This is a genomic window from Streptomyces sp. NBC_00667 (assembly GCF_036226825.1).
GTDB lineage: Bacteria > Actinomycetota > Actinomycetes > Streptomycetales > Streptomycetaceae > Streptomyces.
In genome coordinates this window covers 380,270-400,982 of record NZ_CP109023.1, presented here as the reverse complement: position 1 = coordinate 400,982, position 20,713 = coordinate 380,270, and the positions used below count along the sequence as shown (strand labels likewise).

18 protein-coding genes and 2 pseudogenes are annotated in these 20,713 nt (G+C 69.6%); 14 read left to right on the top strand and 6 right to left on the bottom strand.

From position 1 onward, the window contains the following. Positions 1–2: 2 nt before the first annotated feature. Positions 3–815: pseudogene (locus OHA81_RS34270) on the top strand (hypothetical protein); the annotation flags it as partial. Here OHA81_RS34270 and OHA81_RS34265 read toward each other — a convergent pair. Then, complete coding sequence (locus OHA81_RS34265) at positions 812–1,186, bottom strand: cupin domain-containing protein (protein ID WP_329203292.1); 375 nt, start codon at positions 1,184–1,186, stop codon at positions 812–814. The pseudogene OHA81_RS34270 and the gene OHA81_RS34265 overlap by 4 nt on opposite strands. Positions 1,187–1,256: 70 nt before the next feature. Between OHA81_RS34265 and OHA81_RS34260 the strand changes: the two genes are divergently transcribed. The 4 genes and pseudogenes from OHA81_RS34260 to OHA81_RS34245 all read left to right on the top strand — a co-directional run. Next, positions 1,257–1,697: a MarR family winged helix-turn-helix transcriptional regulator gene (locus tag OHA81_RS34260; RefSeq protein WP_329203290.1), complete on the top strand. Its 441-nt coding sequence runs from the start codon at positions 1,257–1,259 to the stop codon at positions 1,695–1,697. Between the two features lie 543 nt (positions 1,698–2,240). Next, positions 2,241–3,107 (top strand): hypothetical protein, encoded by an 867-nt coding sequence (locus tag OHA81_RS34255; protein ID WP_329203287.1) that lies wholly within the window; start codon positions 2,241–2,243, stop codon positions 3,105–3,107. A gap of 29 nt (positions 3,108–3,136) precedes the next feature. Next, complete coding sequence (locus OHA81_RS34250; RefSeq protein ID WP_329203285.1) at positions 3,137–3,391, top strand: hypothetical protein; 255 nt, start codon at positions 3,137–3,139, stop codon at positions 3,389–3,391. A gap of 38 nt (positions 3,392–3,429) precedes the next feature. After that, a pseudogene (locus OHA81_RS34245) lies at positions 3,430–3,811 on the top strand (hypothetical protein); the annotation flags it as partial. A 162-nt stretch (positions 3,812–3,973) separates the two neighbouring features. On the opposite strand, the gene OHA81_RS34240 reads toward OHA81_RS34245, so the two are convergent. Beyond that, positions 3,974–4,243, bottom strand: a complete 270-nt coding sequence (locus OHA81_RS34240) for a hypothetical protein (RefSeq protein ID WP_329203399.1) — start codon at positions 4,241–4,243, stop codon at positions 3,974–3,976. Between the two features lie 214 nt (positions 4,244–4,457). Here OHA81_RS34240 and OHA81_RS34235 point away from each other — a divergent pair, with 214 nt between their 5' ends. From OHA81_RS34235 to OHA81_RS34225, 3 genes are all read left to right on the top strand, one after another. Next, positions 4,458–4,844, top strand: a complete 387-nt coding sequence (locus OHA81_RS34235) for a CocE/NonD family hydrolase C-terminal non-catalytic domain-containing protein (RefSeq protein WP_329203396.1) — start codon at positions 4,458–4,460, stop codon at positions 4,842–4,844. Positions 4,845–5,144: 300 nt separating this feature from the next. Further along, positions 5,145–6,206 carry a magnesium transporter CorA family protein gene (locus OHA81_RS34230; RefSeq protein ID WP_329203283.1) on the top strand — a complete coding sequence of 354 codons (1,062 nt, stop codon included), beginning with the start codon at positions 5,145–5,147 and terminating at the stop codon, positions 6,204–6,206. Positions 6,207–7,111: 905 nt separating this feature from the next. Then, entirely contained in the window at positions 7,112–7,504 is a 393-nt protein-coding gene (locus OHA81_RS34225; protein ID WP_329203281.1) for a hypothetical protein, read from the top strand. Positions 7,505–7,786: 282 nt separating this feature from the next. Here the strand turns inward: OHA81_RS34225 and OHA81_RS34220 are convergent, their stop codons facing one another. After that, a complete protein-coding gene (locus OHA81_RS34220) occupies positions 7,787–8,695 on the bottom strand; it encodes an NAD(P)-dependent oxidoreductase (protein ID WP_329203394.1) in 909 nt (302 codons plus the stop codon). An 84-nt stretch (positions 8,696–8,779) separates the two neighbouring features. Here OHA81_RS34220 and OHA81_RS34215 point away from each other — a divergent pair, with 84 nt between their 5' ends. Beyond that, the gene (locus OHA81_RS34215) at positions 8,780–9,151 is read left to right on the top strand and encodes a winged helix-turn-helix transcriptional regulator (protein ID WP_329203279.1); all 372 of its coding nucleotides are present in this window, start codon (positions 8,780–8,782) and stop codon (positions 9,149–9,151) included. Positions 9,152–9,601: 450 nt separating this feature from the next. Beyond that, entirely contained in the window at positions 9,602–9,841 is a 240-nt protein-coding gene (locus OHA81_RS34760) for a DUF2716 domain-containing protein (protein ID WP_443056821.1), read from the top strand. A 237-nt stretch (positions 9,842–10,078) separates the two neighbouring features. Here the strand turns inward: OHA81_RS34760 and OHA81_RS34210 are convergent, their stop codons facing one another. Next, entirely contained in the window at positions 10,079–10,963 is an 885-nt protein-coding gene (locus OHA81_RS34210) for a hypothetical protein (protein ID WP_329203278.1), read from the bottom strand. A 409-nt stretch (positions 10,964–11,372) separates the two neighbouring features. On the opposite strand from OHA81_RS34210, the gene OHA81_RS34205 reads away from it, so the two are divergent. Beyond that, positions 11,373–12,185 (top strand): hypothetical protein, encoded by an 813-nt coding sequence (locus OHA81_RS34205; protein ID WP_329203276.1) that lies wholly within the window; start codon positions 11,373–11,375, stop codon positions 12,183–12,185. A 173-nt stretch (positions 12,186–12,358) separates the two neighbouring features. Continuing rightward, positions 12,359–12,790 carry a hypothetical protein gene (locus tag OHA81_RS34200; RefSeq protein WP_329203274.1) on the top strand — a complete coding sequence of 144 codons (432 nt, stop codon included), beginning with the start codon at positions 12,359–12,361 and terminating at the stop codon, positions 12,788–12,790. A gap of 729 nt (positions 12,791–13,519) precedes the next feature. Here the strand turns inward: OHA81_RS34200 and OHA81_RS34195 are convergent. Both OHA81_RS34195 and OHA81_RS34190 read right to left on the bottom strand, forming a co-directional pair. Further along, the gene (locus OHA81_RS34195) at positions 13,520–14,740 is read right to left on the bottom strand and encodes an esterase/lipase family protein (RefSeq protein ID WP_329203272.1); all 1,221 of its coding nucleotides are present in this window, start codon (positions 14,738–14,740) and stop codon (positions 13,520–13,522) included. Between the two features lie 1,392 nt (positions 14,741–16,132). Beyond that, the gene (locus OHA81_RS34190; protein WP_329203270.1) at positions 16,133–16,903 is read right to left on the bottom strand and encodes a 3-keto-5-aminohexanoate cleavage protein; all 771 of its coding nucleotides are present in this window, start codon (positions 16,901–16,903) and stop codon (positions 16,133–16,135) included. A 315-nt stretch (positions 16,904–17,218) separates the two neighbouring features. Here OHA81_RS34190 and OHA81_RS34185 point away from each other — a divergent pair, with 315 nt between their 5' ends. Then, a complete protein-coding gene (locus tag OHA81_RS34185; protein WP_443056830.1) occupies positions 17,219–18,790 on the top strand; it encodes an FMN-binding glutamate synthase family protein in 1,572 nt (523 codons plus the stop codon). A gap of 83 nt (positions 18,791–18,873) precedes the next feature. After that, positions 18,874–20,601, top strand: coding sequence for a thiamine pyrophosphate-dependent enzyme (locus tag OHA81_RS34180; protein WP_136211835.1), 1,728 nt, complete (start codon positions 18,874–18,876; stop codon positions 20,599–20,601). The last annotated feature ends 112 nt before the right edge of the window (positions 20,602–20,713 follow it).

Here is a 20,713-nt window from a genome sequence, read left to right as displayed (position 1 = left end):
CCGAGCACTTCGCGGCGTTCGGCCGCCCAGATCCTTTGCGCAAAGTACACGGCCGGATGATCCTCATCGGCCGCGAGGCGTTGCGCTGCCTGCTCGCTCGCCGCGGCGTCACCTTCCAGCGCACCAAGACCTGGAAGGAATCCTTGGACCCCGACCGCGAGGCAAAGAGGAAGCCCTTGACCGCTTCCCGGACCGAGTCTTCGCCTTCGACGAGTTCGGCCCGCTCGGCATCCGCCCCACCGCAGGCTCGGGCCGGGCCGCGCGCAGACGCCCCGGCCGGCTGCCCGCCACCTACCACCGCACCCACCGCACCCACCGCGTGCGGTACTTCCACGGCTGCTACTCGGTCGGCGACGACCGGCTATGGGGCGTCAGCAGGCGCAAGAAGGGCGTCGCCAACACACTGGCCGCGCTGAAGTCCATCCGCGCCGCCCGTCCCGACGGCACCCCGATCTGCGTGATCCGGGGCACTGCACGCCTAAGGGCACCGGCATCCACCGCTGGGCGAAGAAGAACAAGGTCGAGCTGTGCTTCACCCCGACCTACGCCTCGTGGGCGAACCCCATCGAGGCCACTTCGGACCGCTGCGACAGTTCACTACCGCCCGCTCCCACCGTCCCAGCACACTGTGCAGACCGGGCACTGCACGCCTATCTGCCGTGGCGCGGTGCCAACGCCCGTCACCGCGACGTCCTGGCCGCCGAACGCGAGGAACGCGCCCGCATCCGAAGCGAAAGGGCATCCGCTGGGGCGGGCGCCTCTCGCCACCGCATCATGGAGAACCCGGCGAATTTACGCGGTCATCAGCACACTAGTGAGCCCAGGGCGGGGTGATGATGTTGCCGTCAGCCAGTTTGGCGGTGAGCCCGACACGTGTGGTGACCCACATGTGGGCGGGCTGGTCGGTGGTATTGGCGACTGCCAGTTCGGAGCCTGCAGGTGCCACTGCCGCATCGCCTGCGCGGAGTTCGGCGCTCTCACCGTCGATGGTGAGCCTGAGGCGACCGGAGAGGACGTAGAAGGTCTCCTCGTCGCTGATCGTATGGGTTGGCGCCACCATTGCGGCCGGGACCTCGACGCGCCAGGCGGCGAGGTCCCGGCTGCCGGTGTCGGGACGGACGTAGGAAACGAAGCGTCCACCGTGAATCTCGTGTACGACGGCCTCGTCACTGCGGATGAACGGCATGGTTCTGCCCTCCTCTAGACAAGCTACTTGTCTACATAGACAAGCGGCTTGACCAGTTATAGTCAAGTCCATGGACGACGCCCTGGCCTTCTCCGCACTCGTGCTGGCACTCTCCGGACAGCTGGTGCAGGAAATCCACACCAGCGTGTCCCAGCAGGGATTCGAGGACCTACGACCCGCACACGGCTTCGCCTTCGCCCGCATCTCTGCAGGCGGCGCCACCACGGCCGACCTGGCCGAGCACCTGGGGGTGACCAAGCAGGCCGCCGCCCAGCTGGTCGAGGAGCTGGTCCGAAAGGGGTACGTAGAGCGGCATCCACACCCGCACGATGCCCGCGCCCGCCTCCTGGGACTGACTGAGACCGGCTGGGCCGCTACGCGCGCCGCCGACCAGGCAGCCCGGACTGCCGTCGCACCGTGGCGAGAAGTACTGGGCCAGGCGCGCTTCAGCGAACTCGTCGCCGACCTGGCACTCCTTGCACCGCCGGGACCGATCCGCCCTGCCTGGTGAGCCGATGGCCCAGCGCCCTGAAGACCGCCGGCCGTGGACGAACCGTCCCCAAGGGCACCCGGCCAAGGGAAGACGACACGCGAGTTGCCGTGCCGAGCCCTCCGCGGACCGGTGAACCTCCCCGGTCAGAGCACTAGCGACCTCATGACGGCAGCCTGACCACCCCATGGCACCCAAGATCACACCTCACACCCAGGGGGAGACCAGGCGCAACCCACCCGAATCCCGCTGACGACCAACCAGCGCCACCAGAGCATCCATTCACACGATGGGCGCCAAGCCGAGGTCTTGATCAACGTAGAGAGGCGCGTCCTTGGAGCCTCCTCGCTCCGTCCTTGCGGTCTGGGACGCCGGGACGGACCCGGGACACCGGGAGGCGGGCGGACCGGGAAACGGGGAGACTGAAGGAGAGCGTGACGCCTGACCGTTGCGGCCCGGCCGGTCCACGGCGAACGGTCCGCGTGTCCGCGCAGTGGCCAGACCATCGACCTACGCCCGCGCGCGCCCCGAGGGGTGGCACGGCCCTGTCCAGGAGTCCCCATCGTGACTTTGACCCCACAGCGATCCGAGCGCCCTCGGCGCACAGCCCGACGGGCCGCGCTCCTGCTCGCCTCCGCGGCGCTGCCGGCGGCCCTCATGGTGCCCGCGGCGGCCGCCGCAGCGGCGCCCGTCACCAAGACCTTCACCGCCGGCGCCAACCAGCGGTTCGTCGTCCCGGCCGGCGTCACCCAACTGACCGTCACCGCCACCGGCGAGCCGGGACAGTCCGCAGTCGAAGGCGGAGCAGGCGGGACCGGCGCCACCGTCACCGCCACCCTCACCGTGATGCCGGGCACCACCTACTACGTCAACGTCGACACGGGCGGCGGAGCCGTCACCGGTCAGCGCCCCGGCGGCAGCGGCGGCGGTGCCAGTGACATCCGCACCTGCAACTCGGCGCGCGCAAGCTGTGCCCTGACCGGCGTTCCCCACACCGACCCCCGCCTCATCGTCGCCGCCGGCGGCGGGGGCGGCGGACGCGGTTCCAGCATCGCCGGCCCCGTCCGCGAGGCCACCGGCGGAGACGCCGGCGACACCGGGAAGCCCGGCGGCGAGCGACCTGACAGCGGCGGCGGGGGTGGCGGCGGAACCCAGACCCACGGCGGCAAAGGCGGAGCCGCCTGCCCCGAGGACTTCAAGGCCGGCACCGACGGCACGCCCGGCACCGGCGGCACAGGCGGCGGCGGATTCGGCGGAGGCGGTGGCGGCGGCGGCTGGCACGGCGGCGGCGGAGGCGGAGGCTGCTCCCTGGTCACCCCCGGCGCCGCCGGGCCCGGCGGCGGCGGAGGCGGGTCAAACCTCGTCCCGGCCGGCGGCACTTCCGGCCCCGCCACCGGATCACCGCACGTGACCATCACCCACGGTTCCTGAACCGTCGTCCCTGGAGTGCAAAGCAAGACATGCTGAAGGCTGCCCACCCAGTGGGTGAGGAACTAAGAGGCGAGTTCAGGGACCAGCTGCGAGGACCGACCATTGCTCTCTCGCGGGCCCTGCCGCGCGGCGTACGGAGGGGCTGGTGGTCGGAGGGGACTCCTGCCCCGATCACCCCCCGGTACCACCCCGAGCACCCCGACTGGCAGAGGGCCGAGGCGTACGTGATGACTCCCGAGAACGTGGCCGTCTTCCGGCAGGCCTTCGAGCAGCTCGGCAGCTGACCAACAGGACCCGCCACCACCCGGAGAACGGAAACCCTGTGTCGCACCCGCAGTTACTCACCCCCGAACAGCACCTCGTCTCCGCGAAGCGGGGTCTCGGCCTGCCGGTCATCGTCGCCATCTGCGGGTCCACCCGCTTCATGACGCAGATGGCCGAGGCGGACCTCCAGGAGACCGTCGCCGGCCGGATCGTTGTCCGCCCGGGCTGCAACTTGAAGGAGCCGCACGCGCCGTGGGCCGACCCGGCGGACGCGGAGGATATGAAGTACCGCCTCGACAAGCTGCACCGCGCGAAGATCCGCAATCGCCGACGAGGTGCTGATCGTCGGTGACTACATCGGGGACTCCACCCGCTCGGAGATCGACTACGCCCGGGCCCTGGGCAAGCCGATCCGGTACACCCATCCCGAGATCGACCCGCACGGCTCCGCCCTGCCGGAGAGCCATTGCGAGATGCGGTTCCCCGGATCCCTCGTCACCATCACCGTCTCGTCGGTGCAGCCGGTGCCCGGGCTGCACCTCTACGAGACGCCCACGGGCTTTCGGGAGGGGGCCGACGGAGCCCAACCCCTGGCGGCTCGGTCACGTCTCCGGCCGTGGCCTGGCGGCCTTACCGTCCCGGGAGGACGCCCTGCGCGGTGCCCGCGAGATCGGCGACATGACCGACTGGACCCGTACCCCCGAGGAGATCCGCGCCGACTCGTCTTTCGACAAGGAGGAGTACGTCGACCGCATCACCTCGCGGACGAACGGCCTGCTCTTCCCCAGCCACCGGAAGGGAGCGGAGCTGTGCCCCTCTTCCACGACCCCGTCGCCACCGCCGATGACCTGCGGCGCCGCTTCGTCGAGCACCAGCCCGCCGTCGCGGCCGCGCTCGCCGTGCGGCTGCGGGACCTGCCCGCCGACTGGTCGCTGCGCGAGCTCGGCGTCGCCCGTCCCGCGGCCTCGAACTCCCCCACTCCCAGACCGAGCACCGGGTGGAGATCGGAGCCGGCCCATGAACAGGCCGGTGGCGGACGCAGCGACCTGCTACCCATAGGCCAGTACACGATCTCCAGATCGGTCCGTGACCTCGCAGCCTTCGTCGACCGGCTGGACAAGGGCAAGGTCGACATCCTCGGATTCTCCTCAGGCGGTGCCGTGCTCACCCGAGCCCTGGCCGACCCGGGCGTTGCCGGCCGCCTGCACCGGGCGATCATCGCCGAGCCCGAACTCCACCGCGCGGATCATCACCCACGAGCCGTACATGCTGTCCGACCTCGTCCCCGGCCAGGACGTCACCATCACATGGGACCTCCAGGCCGCCGCCTACGACGTGCCGACGGGCCACCGCCTGGCATTGGTGGTGAACAGCAGGCACCAGCTCTACTCCCACGCGACCGTCGAGGGCAGCACGACCCTCATCGGATCGCCGCCCGGGGGCGAGTCCTGCCTGCACCTACCCCTGGGCTGAACCAGCCGCGACAGCCGGCCCGCTAGCCGGACGCCCTCGGGGCGGTGGGCTGCGGGCACGGGGCCGGTGAGCCGGGCGGCGGGGGTGCACGGCGGAGCCGGGTGATGTCGTCCCTCAGCCGACGACCCGGTGGTCGCGTCGCCACCACGGCCCGCCCGGTCCCGGATGGTAGCGTGCCGGACGTTGCGCCTCGGGGGCCGAGGTGTCTCGCCTTGCTTGCGGAGCGCGGCCGGGAGGAGCAAGCAGGGAGTCGGGGTGTCCCGCTCCCCGGCAGCACACTGTCATCCTGGGTGAGGCGCGATGATCGTATCGGTGGTGTCGGTGCCGGAGGGCGTCGTCACTCGCACAACGTTGTCCGAGGCCCGGGAACAGCTCGCAGGCCCCGATCTCCTGATCGTGGACATCGACCCAGGCGAAGACCCCCCGTCCGACGAGCAGCCGCTGTCCCGCCTGTTGGGACTGCCCCACAAGCGGTGGGAGTGGTTCGGCGGGCGGGACGAACCCGTGCGGGCCGAGTACTACGAGGGCACCGTCGGCTGCGTCGTGCCGGTGACCGACGGCGCGGACATCACCCACATGCACGTCCTCGCCGACGAGCAGCACCTCATCCTGGCCCATCACGGTCGAGTGGCCCTTATCGAGGCTTTCTTCGAGCAGTTGCCGCAGGACAGGCCCTCGGACGGGACGACGACGGTGTTCCTCCTCCTGCACGGTGTGGTGGAGGGCTTTCGCCGGACCGCCTCGCGAACGCTGCTGGAGGTGGAGGAACTCGAGGAGGAGATGTTCGAGCAACGGCGGCCGCAGCACGTACATCGCTTGGCCGAGCTGCGTCGGCGCTCGGCGCAGCTGCACCGGGCCTTCCTGCCCTATGCCGCCGTCGCCGAGGAGTTCCTGACGCACCGCAGGATGGCGCACCCCGAGCTCCCGGAGGAGCGGGCGGCGCTCAACCGTGCGCACGAGCGCACCGTGCGGTTCACGATGGTGGAGATCGAGTCCCTGCGGGACGAGACCCGGCGCGCCGCCGATACGTACGCCTCCCTCGTCGCTGACCAGCAGAACCTCGTCATCAACAAGCTCGCCATCGCCTCGGTGATCTTCCTGCCGCTGTCGTTCCTGACCGGCTTCTTCGGCATGAACTTCACCTACCTGACGAACGCCATGGCGAGCGAGCAGTCCTTCTTGGCGCTGGGCCTCGGGATGCAGGTGTTCGCCCTGGCCGTGGCGATCTACGCCGTGCTGTACCGCACGCACTGGCGCCAGCTTCGCGACGGCGGTACCCGCGGGGACGAGGACGACGAGCTGCCGGACCGGTCCCGACGACGCCGGACGTGGAAGAGGTCCGGACGATCGAACGGGGGATGAACCCGTCCCCGACCGCCGACGGCCCCCCTCGTCCGAAGTCCGGTGAGCCGGATGACGGCGTCAGGTCCGATGTGCAGAAGGGTGTCGAGGGGAGGGCTTCCAGGGGTTCTGCACCGTGGCCCCGGCGCGCGCGTCACCCTCGACTCCGATCCCGGGGATGAGGGAGACCGTCGGCCGGCTGTCCTCGTCGAGGGTGTCGTGCAAGGGCTGCTGCTGACGGCGATCACGCGGGGGGAGTCTGCTGGGCGCGTCGACGTGATTTCCCGAGGGTCTGTGCCGGTGGCCCCGATCACCAGTCGTCTCGGCCGGCATGGTCGGGAGCAAGTCATGGGCCCTATCGCCGATGGCAGGACCTTCGGCCGACACCTGTCCCGGCAACCGTGCTTCCCAGTGCCGTCGAGGCGGGTGCTTCACCAGCCGCGGGGCGAGCCGTACTGGGATGCCACGCACAGCCCAGCTGACCGGCGGTCAAAGTTCGCTGAGAATCCGGTCACGGAATCAGTGAGAGGGGACAGCACCAGACAGCACCCCAGAAGACTCCCCCCATTTTTCGCATACTCGAAGAAAAGCGACCCTCGGAATCGGCCTCTGGGCGGCCGTTCCGCCGAGTGCCCAAGGGATCTGACCCGGGATCACACGAGAGGCCGCCAGAGAGCCGTACGGGCTTTTCTCGATCTCAACCGACCCGATATGCCCGTTCCTCGGACCCTAGATGATGTTGAGACTGAGCGGCTGAGTTTGCCCCTTAGTGCTCGAGTCGGCCCCGCTGGGCGTTGCTGTTGGCACGCGGAGTAGCGGTTGGGGCGCTGACCTGCTGTCCGGCTGGCCGGGGCACCCGCTGACGTAGCACGCCCCCGGATCCGGTAGCTTGAACGCGTTCAAGTCACCAGGTCCGGGGGTTGGTCATGCAGGCCGCTGCGCGAGCGAGTATTCATCCATGGCAGTTCGGCCTCGTGCTGTGCGCCGTGGTCACCCCCCTACCGGTGCTGACCGTGTGGTCCGCAGGTTCCGGCATCCCCGTGCTCGCCTTCGCGACCGCCGCGGTGGTCTCCGTGCCGTTGTTCCTGTACGCCCGGCCGTCCGGCTTCGTCTACGTCGCGGGCACCGTCGCGGCGCCGCTGGTGCTGTGGTCGTTCATCGGCGCCATGGCCGGGATGTTCCTGTTCTTCCCCTCGGCGCTGCAGCTCATGCTGGCCACCGGGGCGGACCCGCGCGAGCGCCCGACGGCCGCCAGGGTGATGGCTGGTGCCGGACTCCTGCTGTCGGCGGCGGTCGTGGTGCAGTCGTTGAGGCGCTGAGCGCTCCCAGGGGTGTCCGGCAGCACGTGCTGCAGCTAGGCGGTCGGGCCCCTGGTAGAAGGGGATGGGTATGTCGTGCGCCTCAGTGCTTCCGTGGAGCGGGCCGGCAGCTCGTCAAGGTGGGATAGTCACTTGGCGGATGTGAGCAAGGGGCAACGCCATGGGACGGACGGTCTTCGCTGACGAACCGCCCGGCGGCAATGCCCGCCCGCTGCAAGGCCGCCGTCTACAGGCCAAGGGCCAGCAGGATCGTGACCGTCGGGGGGACGTCGCAACCCACCCTCAGCGCGGTCCTCGGATGCTGTCGATGATGCGGGTCCAGTTGTCGCTGCCGTGTCCGTTCTCGATCGCGCGCCGGTAGTGGGCCTGCACGGCCAGGGGGAGCGCGAGGTCGAGGCCGAGTGACGTGCTCGTCTCGACGATGTGGTCGGACGTCGCGCCCATCATGGTGACCGTGCTGAGGTCGCCGGGATGTTTTCCGGCATCCAGTGCGGTGCCGGGGGTCTCTTCACCAGCCCTCAGGATGTCGCCGATCGAGTCAGCGGAGGCGAGCAACTCCGGCAGCGCTTCCCTGGCCGTCATTCCTGCGGTACCCAGCATCGCGGTGGCGTGCATCAGTCCGGACAAGGTGGTGAGGAACACGGCGAGTTGGGCTTGATACATCATCTGGGCGAGGCCCGGGTCTTCGCCCAGATGCTTTGGTGTTCCCAGCAGTGTCAGCGCCGCCAGGTGGCTCTCCAGCACTTGGCCGCGGCCGCTGTAGTAGACATGGGCTGCCTCCGTGCCGACCATCGGCGCGGGGACCATGACACCTCCGGTGAGGAAGGCGGCGTGGTGACCCGCCGCCCAGGTCGCCGCCTGGCGTGAGCGGTCAGGAGTATCGGAGCTCAGGTTGACCAGCGTCCGGCCGGCGAGCGATGCGGTGGCGCTGTCGAGGATGTCGTACATCGCCTGGTAGTCGGTGAGGCTGAGGATCACGAGGTCGCTCGCTTCGACCGCTTCGCCGGGTGTCGCCGCGAGCGTTGCTCCGTCGGCGACGACGCCGTCGGCCCGGCTGGCGGTGCGGTTCCAGACGGTGACCGGGTGGCCGGCGGTGAGGAGGGTGCGGGTCATCGCCTGGCCCATCGGGCCGAGCCCGATCACGGTGACGGCGCTGTGTTGCCTGGTGGTGTGGTGCTGTCGTTCGTTCACCCCTCCATGCTCGGAGAGTGACGCCACTCTCGGAAGTACCTACTATTTTCTGCGGTACTTACCTTTTCGTAAGGGGGATCAGTGATGGCCAAGGCGCCGAGACGCGGGCCTTACATCTGCGGCATCGACGCTGCGCTCGACGTGGTGAGCGGCAAGTGGAAGGGACTGATCCTCTGGGAACTCGATGCCCATCGCGTACGCCGCTTCGCCGAGCTCCGTCGCGGTCTGCCGGGAGTGAGCGAGAAGATGCTGACGCAGCACCTGCGTGAGATGGAGGAGGACGGTCTCGTGCACCGAGAGGTTTACGCCGAGGTACCGCCACGGGTTGAGTACTCCCTGACCGAGCAAGGGCGCACACTCAATCATGCGCTTGGGACGCTCGGCGCCTGGGGGGCTGAGCGGATGCGTCGCGAAGGCTTCGAGGCGGTCGACGTAGCCGAGACCTCACACGGGTAAGCATCCCGGTCACCAACCCTGTGCGTGCGCGCCACTGCTGAGGGCTGAATGCTGCGGGGCACCGCAACACCTGCGTTCCGGCGGTCGTGCCTGGCGGGGGCTGGCCCGCGCAGGCGATGACGGCCGCGTGGGACGCCCCGCGCCGCAGGGGCCCGTCCGGATGCGTCCGCGGAGGGCGGCGCGGTCGATGCCGAACCGTGCCATGAGACCTGCCGCGGGATCCGGCTGCTCACAGTCGAGCAGGGCCAGCAGGGGGCGTTCTGGTGTGATGCGCCGACTGCCGGCTTCCGCGTCTCGGCCAGGGCTCGAGGGAGGACGGCACGGGCGCCAGAGGTGGAGGGGGTGCGTTTAGGTGCGGGAGCAAGGGCGAGCGGACGTGGAGGGTCGCCGTCGGATGCCCCGGCCCCCATGCCATGCCCTACGCGGAGGTGATTGCGGACGACGCATCGGATGAGGGGGACGTGTTCACCGAGGTCCTGTTGGAAGACGGCCTCGTCGTCGTTGCGGCCCGGGGAGTTCGTGTACTGGCCGGACTGGCAGCACGACGGCTATCGCTACGACCCCCGCCGCGTCGGTGTCCCCGGGCGCCCCCCGACCCCGGGCCACGGCACCTACCCCAACGGCGACTACTCCCTCCACCTCACCCATGACCTGCGCCCGGCTTCGGGCATCCCTGGGAGCAGACCCTGACCGTCTGGGGAGCCTCGCTGCTCGCAGCCGTCGAGGCGGAGCTGACCGAGCTGCTCGGGGAACCGGTCGGGCGCCGCGTCACACCCTGAACGCCGGCTCGAAAAACAGCCGCCGCCTGGATCATCCGAGACTGCAGGCGATACGTTCCATCAGACGGGGGTGAGCCTGCGTGGGTGGCGCGGGCCGGCACCCCGCTTCCCGGATCTGGTCGGGGTGCCGGCCTCTCGGACTGGCGTTTCACGGGCGCCAGTCAGCCTCCACGTCATGGGAGTCGGTCTTGGTGAGCTGGGTCAGTGCGGTGCCGTCTGCCCGTACCAGGTAGAGGTGTTCGGGGTCGGTGTCGTCGGTACCGCCCCTGGTGAAGACCAGTCTGCTGCCGTCGGGGGACCAGGAGGGGCTCTTGTCGTTGAAAAGCGCCCCGGTGATGCTGTGGAGTCCGGTGCCGTCCGGGCGGACGAGGTAGAGGTGGGCGAAGCCGGAGGAGTCCACGCGGCTGAAGGCGATCCGGTTGCCGTGCGACCAGTCGGGCGTCCAGTCGTGGGAGCCGGGCCCGGTGACTGCCGTCTGGGCCAGGGTGGACAGCCGGATCTTCATCACTCTGCTGTGTCCGCCCGCGTCTGCGCGGTTGAACGCGAGGTACTTGCCGTCCGGGGACCACGTCGGGTGGAGGTCGTCAGCGGCGGTGTGCGTGAGTCGGGTGGCGGGTGTGCCGTCGATGTCGGCCACATAGATCTCGCGCTGGGTGCCGACAGGCTTGGCGTAGGCGATCCGCTTGCCGTCCGGGGACCATGCCGGGTCGGAGGCGCCCTTGGTGCCGGGGACGGCCTTGAGGCCGCTGCCCGTGGTGTTCATCGTCCAGATGCCGTCGATGGCGCCACCGGATCCGTAGCGGACGAAGGCCACCCGCTTGCCGTCCGGAGACCAACTGGGCATCACGTCACTGACGGTGGAGGTGTGGGTGATTTTGACGGTCGTGCCGCCACTGGGGGAGATCGCGTAGAGGTCTTCCGTGGGCGCTGCCGCGGTGTAGCGGGCGAAGATGATCGAATGGTCACCCGCCGCCCCCGCCTCCCCCGCCGCCCCCGCCTCGCCTGCGGCGCCGAGGGTCACGGGCACGGCCATGGCCATCGCCGCAGCGGTCACCACCGCCCAGCGGCGGCGCGTCGTGCCGTTTACGCCGGTCCCGCCGATTCTCCCGGCCCTTCCGCCGGTTCTTCCGCCGGCTTTTCCGCTGCTGTTGCGGTGTCGCTGACGTGTCAAGGTGTCCACCCCGTCCCTCCCCGCGGCCCTGCTGCCGGCCGCTCCCGCCCGTAAACGTCCCACCGATGGGGCCAGGGGGGAAGCAACGGCACCTGGCGGTAGGAGCCGTGTGACACGTTCCGTACATCGCTGTCACATGCCGAGCGCGTTGCGGGCGCCCGCACTTGCTTCTTCCGCTGGGACTGCACCGGAACCGCGTGCGCCGTGCCGGCGTCTCTGGCGCCGCAAGTGGAGAGCACCGTCGGCACCGACCACCTGGGGAGTACCCGCGATGTCCTGGAGAACCTGGAGAGCACTGATCGCAAGTCTTGCCGTACTCATCGGCCTGACCGCCGCCGGAGCGTCGCCCGCCTTCGCCGGCCTGGACGGGCCGGTGGCGGCCACCCTGGACCAGCACTGCGGTACGGACACCGTCCGGAGCGGCACCACGACCACCACCGTACCCGTGGACCGGGTCACCCTATTCCTGGAACCCTTCGGGCACGATCCGGCCAACTCCAAGATCACCGCCGTCTACACCATTCCCGGCACCAGCAAATACGGCACCCTCTTCGGTCAGTTCGACCCGGTCAGGGGGAACGTCACCTTCAACTACACCGTGGACAACCCGCCCGCTGACTCGATGCTGAACCTCAGCTACGAGGTTGTCTGGACGGACGGCACCTACTACAACAACACACTGCCGCAACCCCTGCTCCACTGCACGCTTGCCGATACGAGCGCGGCCGTGGACTGGGGCAGCTACTCCTCCACCACCGTCTTCCAGCAGTGCACCACCATCGTCCGCACCATCGGCGGACGGCCGGCCTGGGTGCGCGCGGAGGACGTGACCGTGCACCTCTCGCACGACCCCTTTTACGCCCCCCGCTTCGCGGGCCAGCGGGTCTGGACCGACTACTGGATCCCCGGCCACAAGGGCTATACCTCGGGAGCGTCCGGCACCGCTGACTCCACCGGTGATATCTGGCTGACGTTCCGGCTGATCGCCCCGCCCACCGGCGCCGAACTCGACATCCTGTCGAGCGTCAGCGACGGCCCCAGCCACACCGACCCGGCGCACAAGTGGGTCACGATCAACTGCTGACCGGACGGAGTAGCCGGGAAGTTGTCCGGCGAGGCAGGCCGCCGATCTCGCCGGCTCCACACGGCGAGTGTCCCGTCTCGCTGAACCTTGACCGTTCTCACTGCACCTTGACTGAGTCCGCCGTTGGCCAGCGGACCTGGATCGGAGGGCGGCCGTGACGAAGGATGTGCCCCATGCACGAGACCTTCCGCTTCCGCTACCTCCACGCCGGTATGGGCCTGGCCGCCGACCTGCACGTCGACGCGTACGAGACGGTCGGGCCCCCGCCTCCGCCCACCCTCCTCATTCACCGCTCGCTGTACTTGCGCCTACCCGCAGACCAAACCCCGTACTGGCTGGAGGCGGCATGGCTTGCCTTCGGGGCCTCCTTGCACGCCGAGCAGCTGGTTGACGGCCGGACCCTCGTCCTCGATGTCGATGCGTTCACCTATCCCGGTGCAGACTTCCGCGCGGAGGTCGCTGCCCTCGCTCTCGACGGCTGGATCCACCGTCGCTTCGGGCTCGCCCCCTGCGGTGCCTCGGTGGCGTACAACAGGCTCTCCCACCGCTTCGCCTTCACCTGGCCGAGCCAGCTCACCCCCTTCGCCGATGAGTTCCCGGCATAGGCTCGCTTGAGTCGCCCGCAGCTGCCTGCCCATGGGTGGGATCTCGGCGGCCGGACTTCCTGACCTGTTGCGGAGCCGGTCAAAGTTCACAAGTACCCGATTTACCTCGGGGACTGGCCTCCACTTGACGGCTTAACTGCATTGAGGTGTCTTTCCCACGCAGTAGCCGTATGGAAGACCCCATGCGGCCCGCCGCGACGTATGCCTCGCGGGGCCACGGCTGAGACGGGTGCGCGGCCCCACGCGAGGTCGTCCGTCCGGCAGAACCTCTTCCAGCGCGTCGTCCCAGGTGCCCGGTTGGTGAACGCCTGAATGCCTTCAAGTGGTGCGCGTATCCCGGAAGGCGGTGGGCCTGGTGAGTCACCGGTGGACCACCAGGCCCACCTTCGTCGGTTCCTCCCCGCAGGAGGCAGTCGTTCTGGACGGTCGCTGCCGGGTCACCGTGACGGCTGCGCGCTGGGACATCGCATGGGCGGGGTCGGCACTTTGGTTGCTACCCGAGCGTCGCTCGCACGGCGCGGGATCACCGTGGGGTACCGGACCGGGGCCCAAACCACGGTGACGGTCCGGCAGCCCGGGAGCGCGGCGCCGTACGGCGCCGGCGGGCTCCTTGCGGATGCGGCGGAGGTGGCGGGTGGGGGCCGTGCCCGTACCGCGCGGTCAGTGGCCGGGCCAGGGAGTGGCGGGCCGGGGACGGGGCGACCGTCGCCGGCCCACCGTGGCGGGTGACTACTCGGTGGGGAGGTGGTCCAGGATCCACCGGCCGAGGCGCTCGGTCATGACGGTGTGTCCTTCGTTGCCGTCGGCGCACAGGAAGTCGTCGAGCTCGCTGTTGGTGGGGTCGATCTTGCTGTAGAGGGCGTCCCGGTTGTCGATGTCGCCGGCAGCCACGGCACTGATGGTGGGGACGAACGTGGAGGTGGGGTGGGCCAGCTGTGCCGGCTCGCCGTCGAGCAGCATGGCCAGCATGGCGGCAATGGCGAAGTTGCCGGGCAGGAGCTCGGCTTCGGGGAAGAGGCCGCCGGGGGCGCCGTCGATGTCCGGCAGGCCGTCGGTGCGGACGAGGACCGGCTCGCTGCCGGCCTTCTGCAGGCGGGCGACGGTCTGGGCCCCGGTGGCCTGGGTGTTGAGCGTGGTGCCGCCCAGTACCGGTCCGCTGCTGCTCATCGCAGGGGTGCCGGCGGGGATGCCGTTGCCGGCTCCGGTACCCGAGCCGTTGGCGACGCCGAACCGGCGCACCCCGGCCGGCCAGTAGCCGACTTCTTCCAGCGCGGTGATGAAGTCGGTGCGCGCCTGGTCCTGGCCCGCGGTGGCGCTGGGGGTGGCGATGTGCCAGCGCAGCAGCTGGCGCGCGGCCGGGCTGTTGACCAGGGTGGAGAAGTGGCGCATCAGCTCGTTGGCGCTGCCCCAGTGTTCCTTGACGAAGTGCGCGAAGCCTTGGACGGCGATGGGCAGCCACGCGCCCTGGTGGGGGGTGTCGTAGGAGATGTAGGTGGAGGTCTGGTGCTCGTTGCCCATCTTGGCCAGGGCGTAGCGGGTGACCAGTCCCCCCATGCTGAAGCCGCCGACCGTCAGGCTGGCGGAGCCTTCCCGGTTCGCGATCGTCTTCTTGATGCAGTCGATCGCGGTGTCGGCGTTGTCGATGACGGACGCCGACCGCTCGTCGAAGCCGAGGAGGACGAGGTCGTAGCCCTGCTCCCGCAGCTTGGTCACGAAGGGGAAACGGCCGTTCTCCAGGCCGTTCCACAGCACGTCCGGGTCGCTCGGGCCCATGGCGAAGCCGTCGGCGAGGATCACCGGCCGTCGAACCTTCGTCTGGCCGGGCCGGCTGTAGTAGACCCAGGCGGTCCCTCCGGCCAGCGACCAGCGGTCGTCCCACGAGGCAGCCTTCGGCAGGACCGCGCGCTCCGGAGAGAGGCGGTCCAGGATGTTGACAACAGGCGTGGACATAAGTCGATGACTCCCTGTGCGCAGTGATGTGTCAGCCAGCGAGAAGCCGGCACGAGACGCCCCGTCTTCCGCTGAGCGGCAGATACAGAGTGCGCATGCACAGTAACCCTGCGTGAGAGGACGTCGGAGTGAAAGAACGTTTTACATGGACATTCTGTCGCGAAGGTGACCCGCCGATCAGGTGAGCGCCCACAGATCGCCCCTTGAACGGGAAGGCGCACGTCGCGTGAAAACGGCGGAGCGCCCGGGCTCCGGTGCCTCGATAAGGGTGGCGTGGTTTGGCGTCCGTCTCAGTGCTCCCGCAATCCGCCAGTACCAAGACCAGGCCCACAGCCGCACCGATCGCTTGTAACCCCGTCCGAACCGGACACCCGTGCCTCCCGACCTGCCAGTGATCACGTCACCGTAAACACACGCAGCACGTCCCGGGCCCCCTGGATGCTCCGCCCGACACCTGCCGGCGCAGCACCACCTCCCCCTCTCCTATGTAAGTCCGGCTACTCACCAGCGGAAAAGGGCGGTCTGACCAGGCATAATGCATGGCTCTCGGAAATGCGGCTTCCCCCTAGGCTTCCCCCCAGGCGTACCCCTCCAGGGTTCCCCCTAGGTTTCCCCCCAGGCTTCCCCCTTTACGGTTCCCCCCAGTTGACCGAGACGGACCAGTCGCCGCGAAACTGGTCGCATGATCGAGCGCCGCCCGCTGGGCACCGGCCCCCGCCCCGCCACACCCGCTGCCGAACCCCACGGAGCGCGCCGGGCCCGACTCGCCGCCGAAGGCACCGACGCCGACCCGGCCGCCCAGGCCGCTACCGACGACCGCCAAGCCGTCCCCGGCCGGCGAACCCTCGGGCCCCGGCCCCACCCCAGACCGCGACTGACACCCGCGCGCCGTGCGCGGCGCACACCACGCCCCCGTCACCGGCAGCAGCCGGCACTCACCGAAAAACTCACCAACGGCTCCCGGTCAGTCACCAGAAAAGTCACCGGACACTCACCACCGCACTTACCAACGGAGTTGTTGGCTTGGAGGGCAAGCCGTGGACTGTGCCTCCGCTTGGTCGAGCAAACGGGCTTCCTTCAGCTACATGACCTGTCACAACGTTGGGTCGCCCCCCTCCGGGCCAGGGCGGAATCCTGCCGGCTTGAGACTGGGCCGCCTTGCCGCCCATGCAGTGACCGATGACCGAGAAGGTGTTCCACGTGGCTGCAGTGGTATCCGAACGCCGAGCTCAAGGTCTTCGATGACGTCGGCCACTTCGCCCCGGACGAGAGCCCGGAGGCCCTGGCGACCGTGGTCGAAGGCTTCCTCGGCCGCCACTGAAGTTGAATTGCGTGATGTCGGCCTGATCTTGGACAGCTGATCCCGATAAGGCCGACATCACGCGTTCAACTTCAGTAGCCGGCGCCGTCCGACGCGGGGCCGGGCCGGCTCCCCGGTGCGTTGACACTGAGGCCGACAGCGAGCCGCATCAGATGGGCGTTGTCACGTACCGGGGCGCCGTCGGCATCCACCAGCACATCCTCCAACCCCACGCGGGTCTCCAAACTCGCTGACAAGGCCTTCTCCAGCACGGGCCACGTACTGTCCCCCTCGCCATGCAGCAGCGCGGGAACGCTCAGGGCGGCTTCCTGCAGCACTGACAGGATCCGGTCGGCCTCATGTAGCGCCGTCTGTCGTGGCATGCCGATGACCTCCACCAGAATGCGGACACACGAGCCCGCCCAAGGACCGTCGAGGAGGAGGTGTGCGTCGGCCACCGACCAAACACCAGCCTCGATACCGATGCCCATGTCACTGAGCACGCAGGCCATCGCGTCGAAGCCCGGCTCGCTCACGTTGAGGGATACGAAATCCGGCGGATTTCCCACTTCCTGCCACCGCGCGACCTGCTCCAGCCGCCGAGTCACATCTCCGCCTGTGATCCACAATCCAGTCGAAACTCCCACGGGCAACCGGCATGCCGCGCGCACCGCGCCGACGGCTTCCGTGACATCGCTGCCTTCGAGGCTTTCGCGTCCTGCTCTGTTCCTGGGGTGCATGTGGATGCTGCTTGCACCTTCGGCCGACACCGCGGCCGCTTGCGCGGCCAGCTGCTGTGGGGTGAGAGGAACGCCGTCGTGCTCGCGACGGGTACGAGGGCCGTTGAGACATGCCTGGATCACCCTCTCGATCCTGTCACAGCCATCGGCTCAACAACACGGCCGGTCCGCTCCGGCGGCCACCGCCTCCTTGGCCCTTGGTCACCGACGGAGCAGGCCGGGTACTGCCGGTCCCCTGACCCCGCCCGGCCGTACGTGCGGCACACCGTGCGTACGGCCGGGGGCGCTCCCGGGCGGCCGGACCCGGCTCGCGGGGCCGGTACGGGTGCACGGGCTCGCGGGGCAGGTCACCTCCCGCGGAGCGGCCGGTGGTGATCATCTTCGAATGCGCGGATGACCAAAGGGCATGAGCGCGGTGTGATGACGAAGCTCAAGGTGATGGTGTTCGCAGTGCCGGGCGTCCTGGCGGGCGCCGCGGCCGTCGCGGCGGTGGCGCTCTCCGCCTGGTGGTGGGCGCTCGCCGTGCCGATGGCCGTTCTGGTGGCCCTGGCGGTACGGGACGTATGCCAGCGGCGGCACTCCGTCCTGCGCAACTATCCGGTCCTCGGCCATTTCCGGTTCGCGCTGGAGACGCTGCGGCCGGAGCTCCAGCAGTATTTCATCGAGCGCAATTTCGACGGTCGCCCCTTCGACCGCGACACCCGCAGCATCGTCTACGAGCGTGCCAAGGGCACCGACGCCGAGGAACCGTTCGGCACGGAGCGTGACCTGTACCAGCCGGGTAGCGAGTACCTCGTCCCCTCCATGGCCCCGCGGCCGGTCCAGGAGGACCCCCCGCGCGTCAGGATCGGCGGACCCCACTGCACCCGCCCCTACGAGATGGCCCTGCTGAACGTCTCGGCCATGAGCTTCGGCTCCCTGTCGGCCCAGGCCGTCACGGCGCTCAACACCGGTGCTCGGCAGGGCGGCTTCGCCCACGACACGGGCGAGGGCGGTCTGTCCGAGTACCACCTGGGGCCGGGCGGTGACCTGGTCTGGGAGATAGGCACCGGCTACTTCGGCTGCCGCACCGACGACGGCCACTTCGACGAGCGACAGTTCGCCGAGAAGGCCGCCAAGGAACAGGTGAAATGCGTTTCGCTGAAGCTGAGCCAGGGCGCCAAGCCCGGCATCGGCGGCGTGCTCCCGGGCGCGAAGGTCAACTCCGAGATCGCTTCGGTGCGCGGGGTGCCCGAGGGGGTCACCGTCGTCTCACCGCCCTACCACACCGCGTTCTCCACTCCTCGGGGACTGGTTCTGTTCCTCGCGCGTCTGCGTGAGCTGGCGGACGGCAAGCCGGTCGGCTTCAAACTGTGCGTGGGCTCGCGACGCGAGTTCCTCGCGGTGTGCAAGGCCATGCTGAGCGAGGACATCACTCCGGACTTCATCATCGTCGACGGCGCCGAAGGGGGCACCGGCGCCGCGCCCCTGGAATTCGCCGACAGCGTCGGACTTCCCCTCACCGACGGTCTGATCACCGTCCACAACGCCCTGGTCGGCACCGGCCTGCGCGACCGGATCAAGATCGGCGCCAGCGGCAAGGTCGCCACGGGGGGCGACCTGGTCAAGCGGCTGGCGCAGGGCGCGGACTACGCCAACGCCGCCCGGCCGATGATGTTCGCACTGGGCTGCATCCAGGCCCAGCGGTGCCACACCAACACCTGCCCCGTCGGCGTCGCCACCCAGGACCCGCACCGCGCGGCGGCCCTCGACGTGCCCGACAAGTCGCAGCGCGTCCGGCGCTACCAGGAAGCCACCGTCAAGAGCGCCCTGCAGATCATGGCGGCGATGGGGGTCGACCACCCGGGTCAACTGCATCCCGGCCTGCTGATGCACCGCGTCGATCCGCACACGGTGCGCTCCGGTGCGCAACTGTACGAGTGGCTCACGCCGGGGCAGCTCCTGGAGGACGCGCCGAGCTCCTGGGCCGAGGACTGGGCCGCCGCCGACCCCACCCGTTTCACCCGCTGACCCGCTGTCCCCCGACTTCCCATCCGGCCCGCCGGCAGCGCCGTTCGAGCACCGGCCCGCCCACGACCCCACAGGACTGCCTCATGACACGCACCGTTGCCCGCGCGATCGTCGACGCGTTGAAGGACCTGGACGTCCGCCAGGTCTTCGGCGTCGTCGGCGACGCCCTCAACCCGCTCACCGATGCCATCCGCACCACAGACGGCGTGGACTGGGTCGGCTGCCGCCACGAAGAGGCGGCAGCCTTCGCAGCCGGCGCTCAAGCCCAGCTGTCGGGCCGACTCGGGGTGTGCATGGGCACCGTGGGCCCCGGCTCGGTCCACCTCCTCAACGGGCTGTACGACGCCGCCAAGAGCCACGCTCCCGTCCTGGCCATCTGCGGGCAGGTCCCGCTCGCGGAGATGGGCACCGACTACTTCCAGGAAGTCGACAACGAGCAGCTCTTCCGTGACGTCGCCGTCTACCGGGCGACGGTCACCTCTCCACAGCAGATGCCCCGGATGCTGGAATCCGCCGTCCGTGCGGCGATCAGCCAGGGCGGCGTGGCCGTCCTGACCGTCCCGGGCGACCTCGGCGACCAAGAGATCGAGGACGACCGCCCTGTGCGCTTCGCCCTGGACCGCCCGGTGACCCGGCCCGACGATCCGGCCCTCGCCGAAGCCGCCGAGCTCGTCAACGCCGGGTCCAGGACCACGCTGCTGGTCGGCCGCGGCGCGCGGGAGGCTCGGGAGGAGGTGTTCCGCCTGGCCGAGCTGCTCAAGGCGCCCATGGTGCTCACCCTGAAGGCCAAGGAGGGGTTCGAGCACGAGAACCCGTACCAGGTGGGCCAGACCGGTCTCATCGGCAACCCCGCCGCCTCCCACGCGCTCGACCAGTGCGACACCCTGGTCATGTTGGGCACCGACTTCCCGTACCGCGACTGGTATCCCACCGACTGCAAGGTCGTCCAGATCGACACCCGGGGTGAACACCTGGGCCGGCGGGTCCCGGTGGACGCGGGGCTGGCCGGAGACGTCGGCGCCACCCTGCGCGCCCTCCTCCCGCGACTCGACGCGGCGTCCGACCGGTCCCACCTCGACGACTCCCGCTCCCGCTTCGACTCCTGGACCGAGGACCAGCACAAGCTCGCCGACCCCCGCCACGACCACCGCTGGACGGGCAAGCTGCGCGCCCTGGTGGACAACCGGGACCACGACATCCGCCCCGAGGCCCTGGCCGCGTGCGTGGACCGGCACGCCGCCGACGACGCGATCTTCACCTCCGACACGGGGATGGCCACCGTCTGGCTCTCCCGGTTCGTCACCATGCGCGGGACGCGGCGGCTGCTCGGTTCGTACAACCTCGGCTCGATGGCCAACGCGATGCCGCAGGCTCTCGGCGCCCAGCTGTGGGCGCCCGATCGCCAGGTGGTCGCGTTCTGCGGCGACGGCGGCCTGAGCATGCTCCTCGGTGACCTGATGACCATCAAGACGTACCGGTTGCCGGTCAAGCTCGTGGTCTTCGACAACCGGCGCCTGGGCATGGTCAAACTCGAACAGGAGCAGGCCGGTCTGCCCGAGTTCGGCACAGAACTCGACAACCCGGATTTCGCGGCGGTCGCCACCGCCCTCGGCCTGACCGGCATCCGCGTCACCGACCCGACGGCATTGGACGACGCGGTACGCCAGGCGTTCGACACCCCCGGCCCCGTCCTCCTCGACGTGCTGACCAATCCCCGGGAGATCGCCGTACCGGGCAAGCCCACCGTAAGCCAGGGCTGGGGTTTCGCCATCGCCAAGGTCAAGGAGACCCTCACGAGCGACGGCGGCTGACGACCGTACGACGCGCCTCCGCACGCGCCTCGGTACGCGGCACCTGCGCTTCCGGTCGGTTCGCCTCGGGCCCCTCCTGAGGGTGAACGGGGGCAGAGCGGCCGGGGCCGGA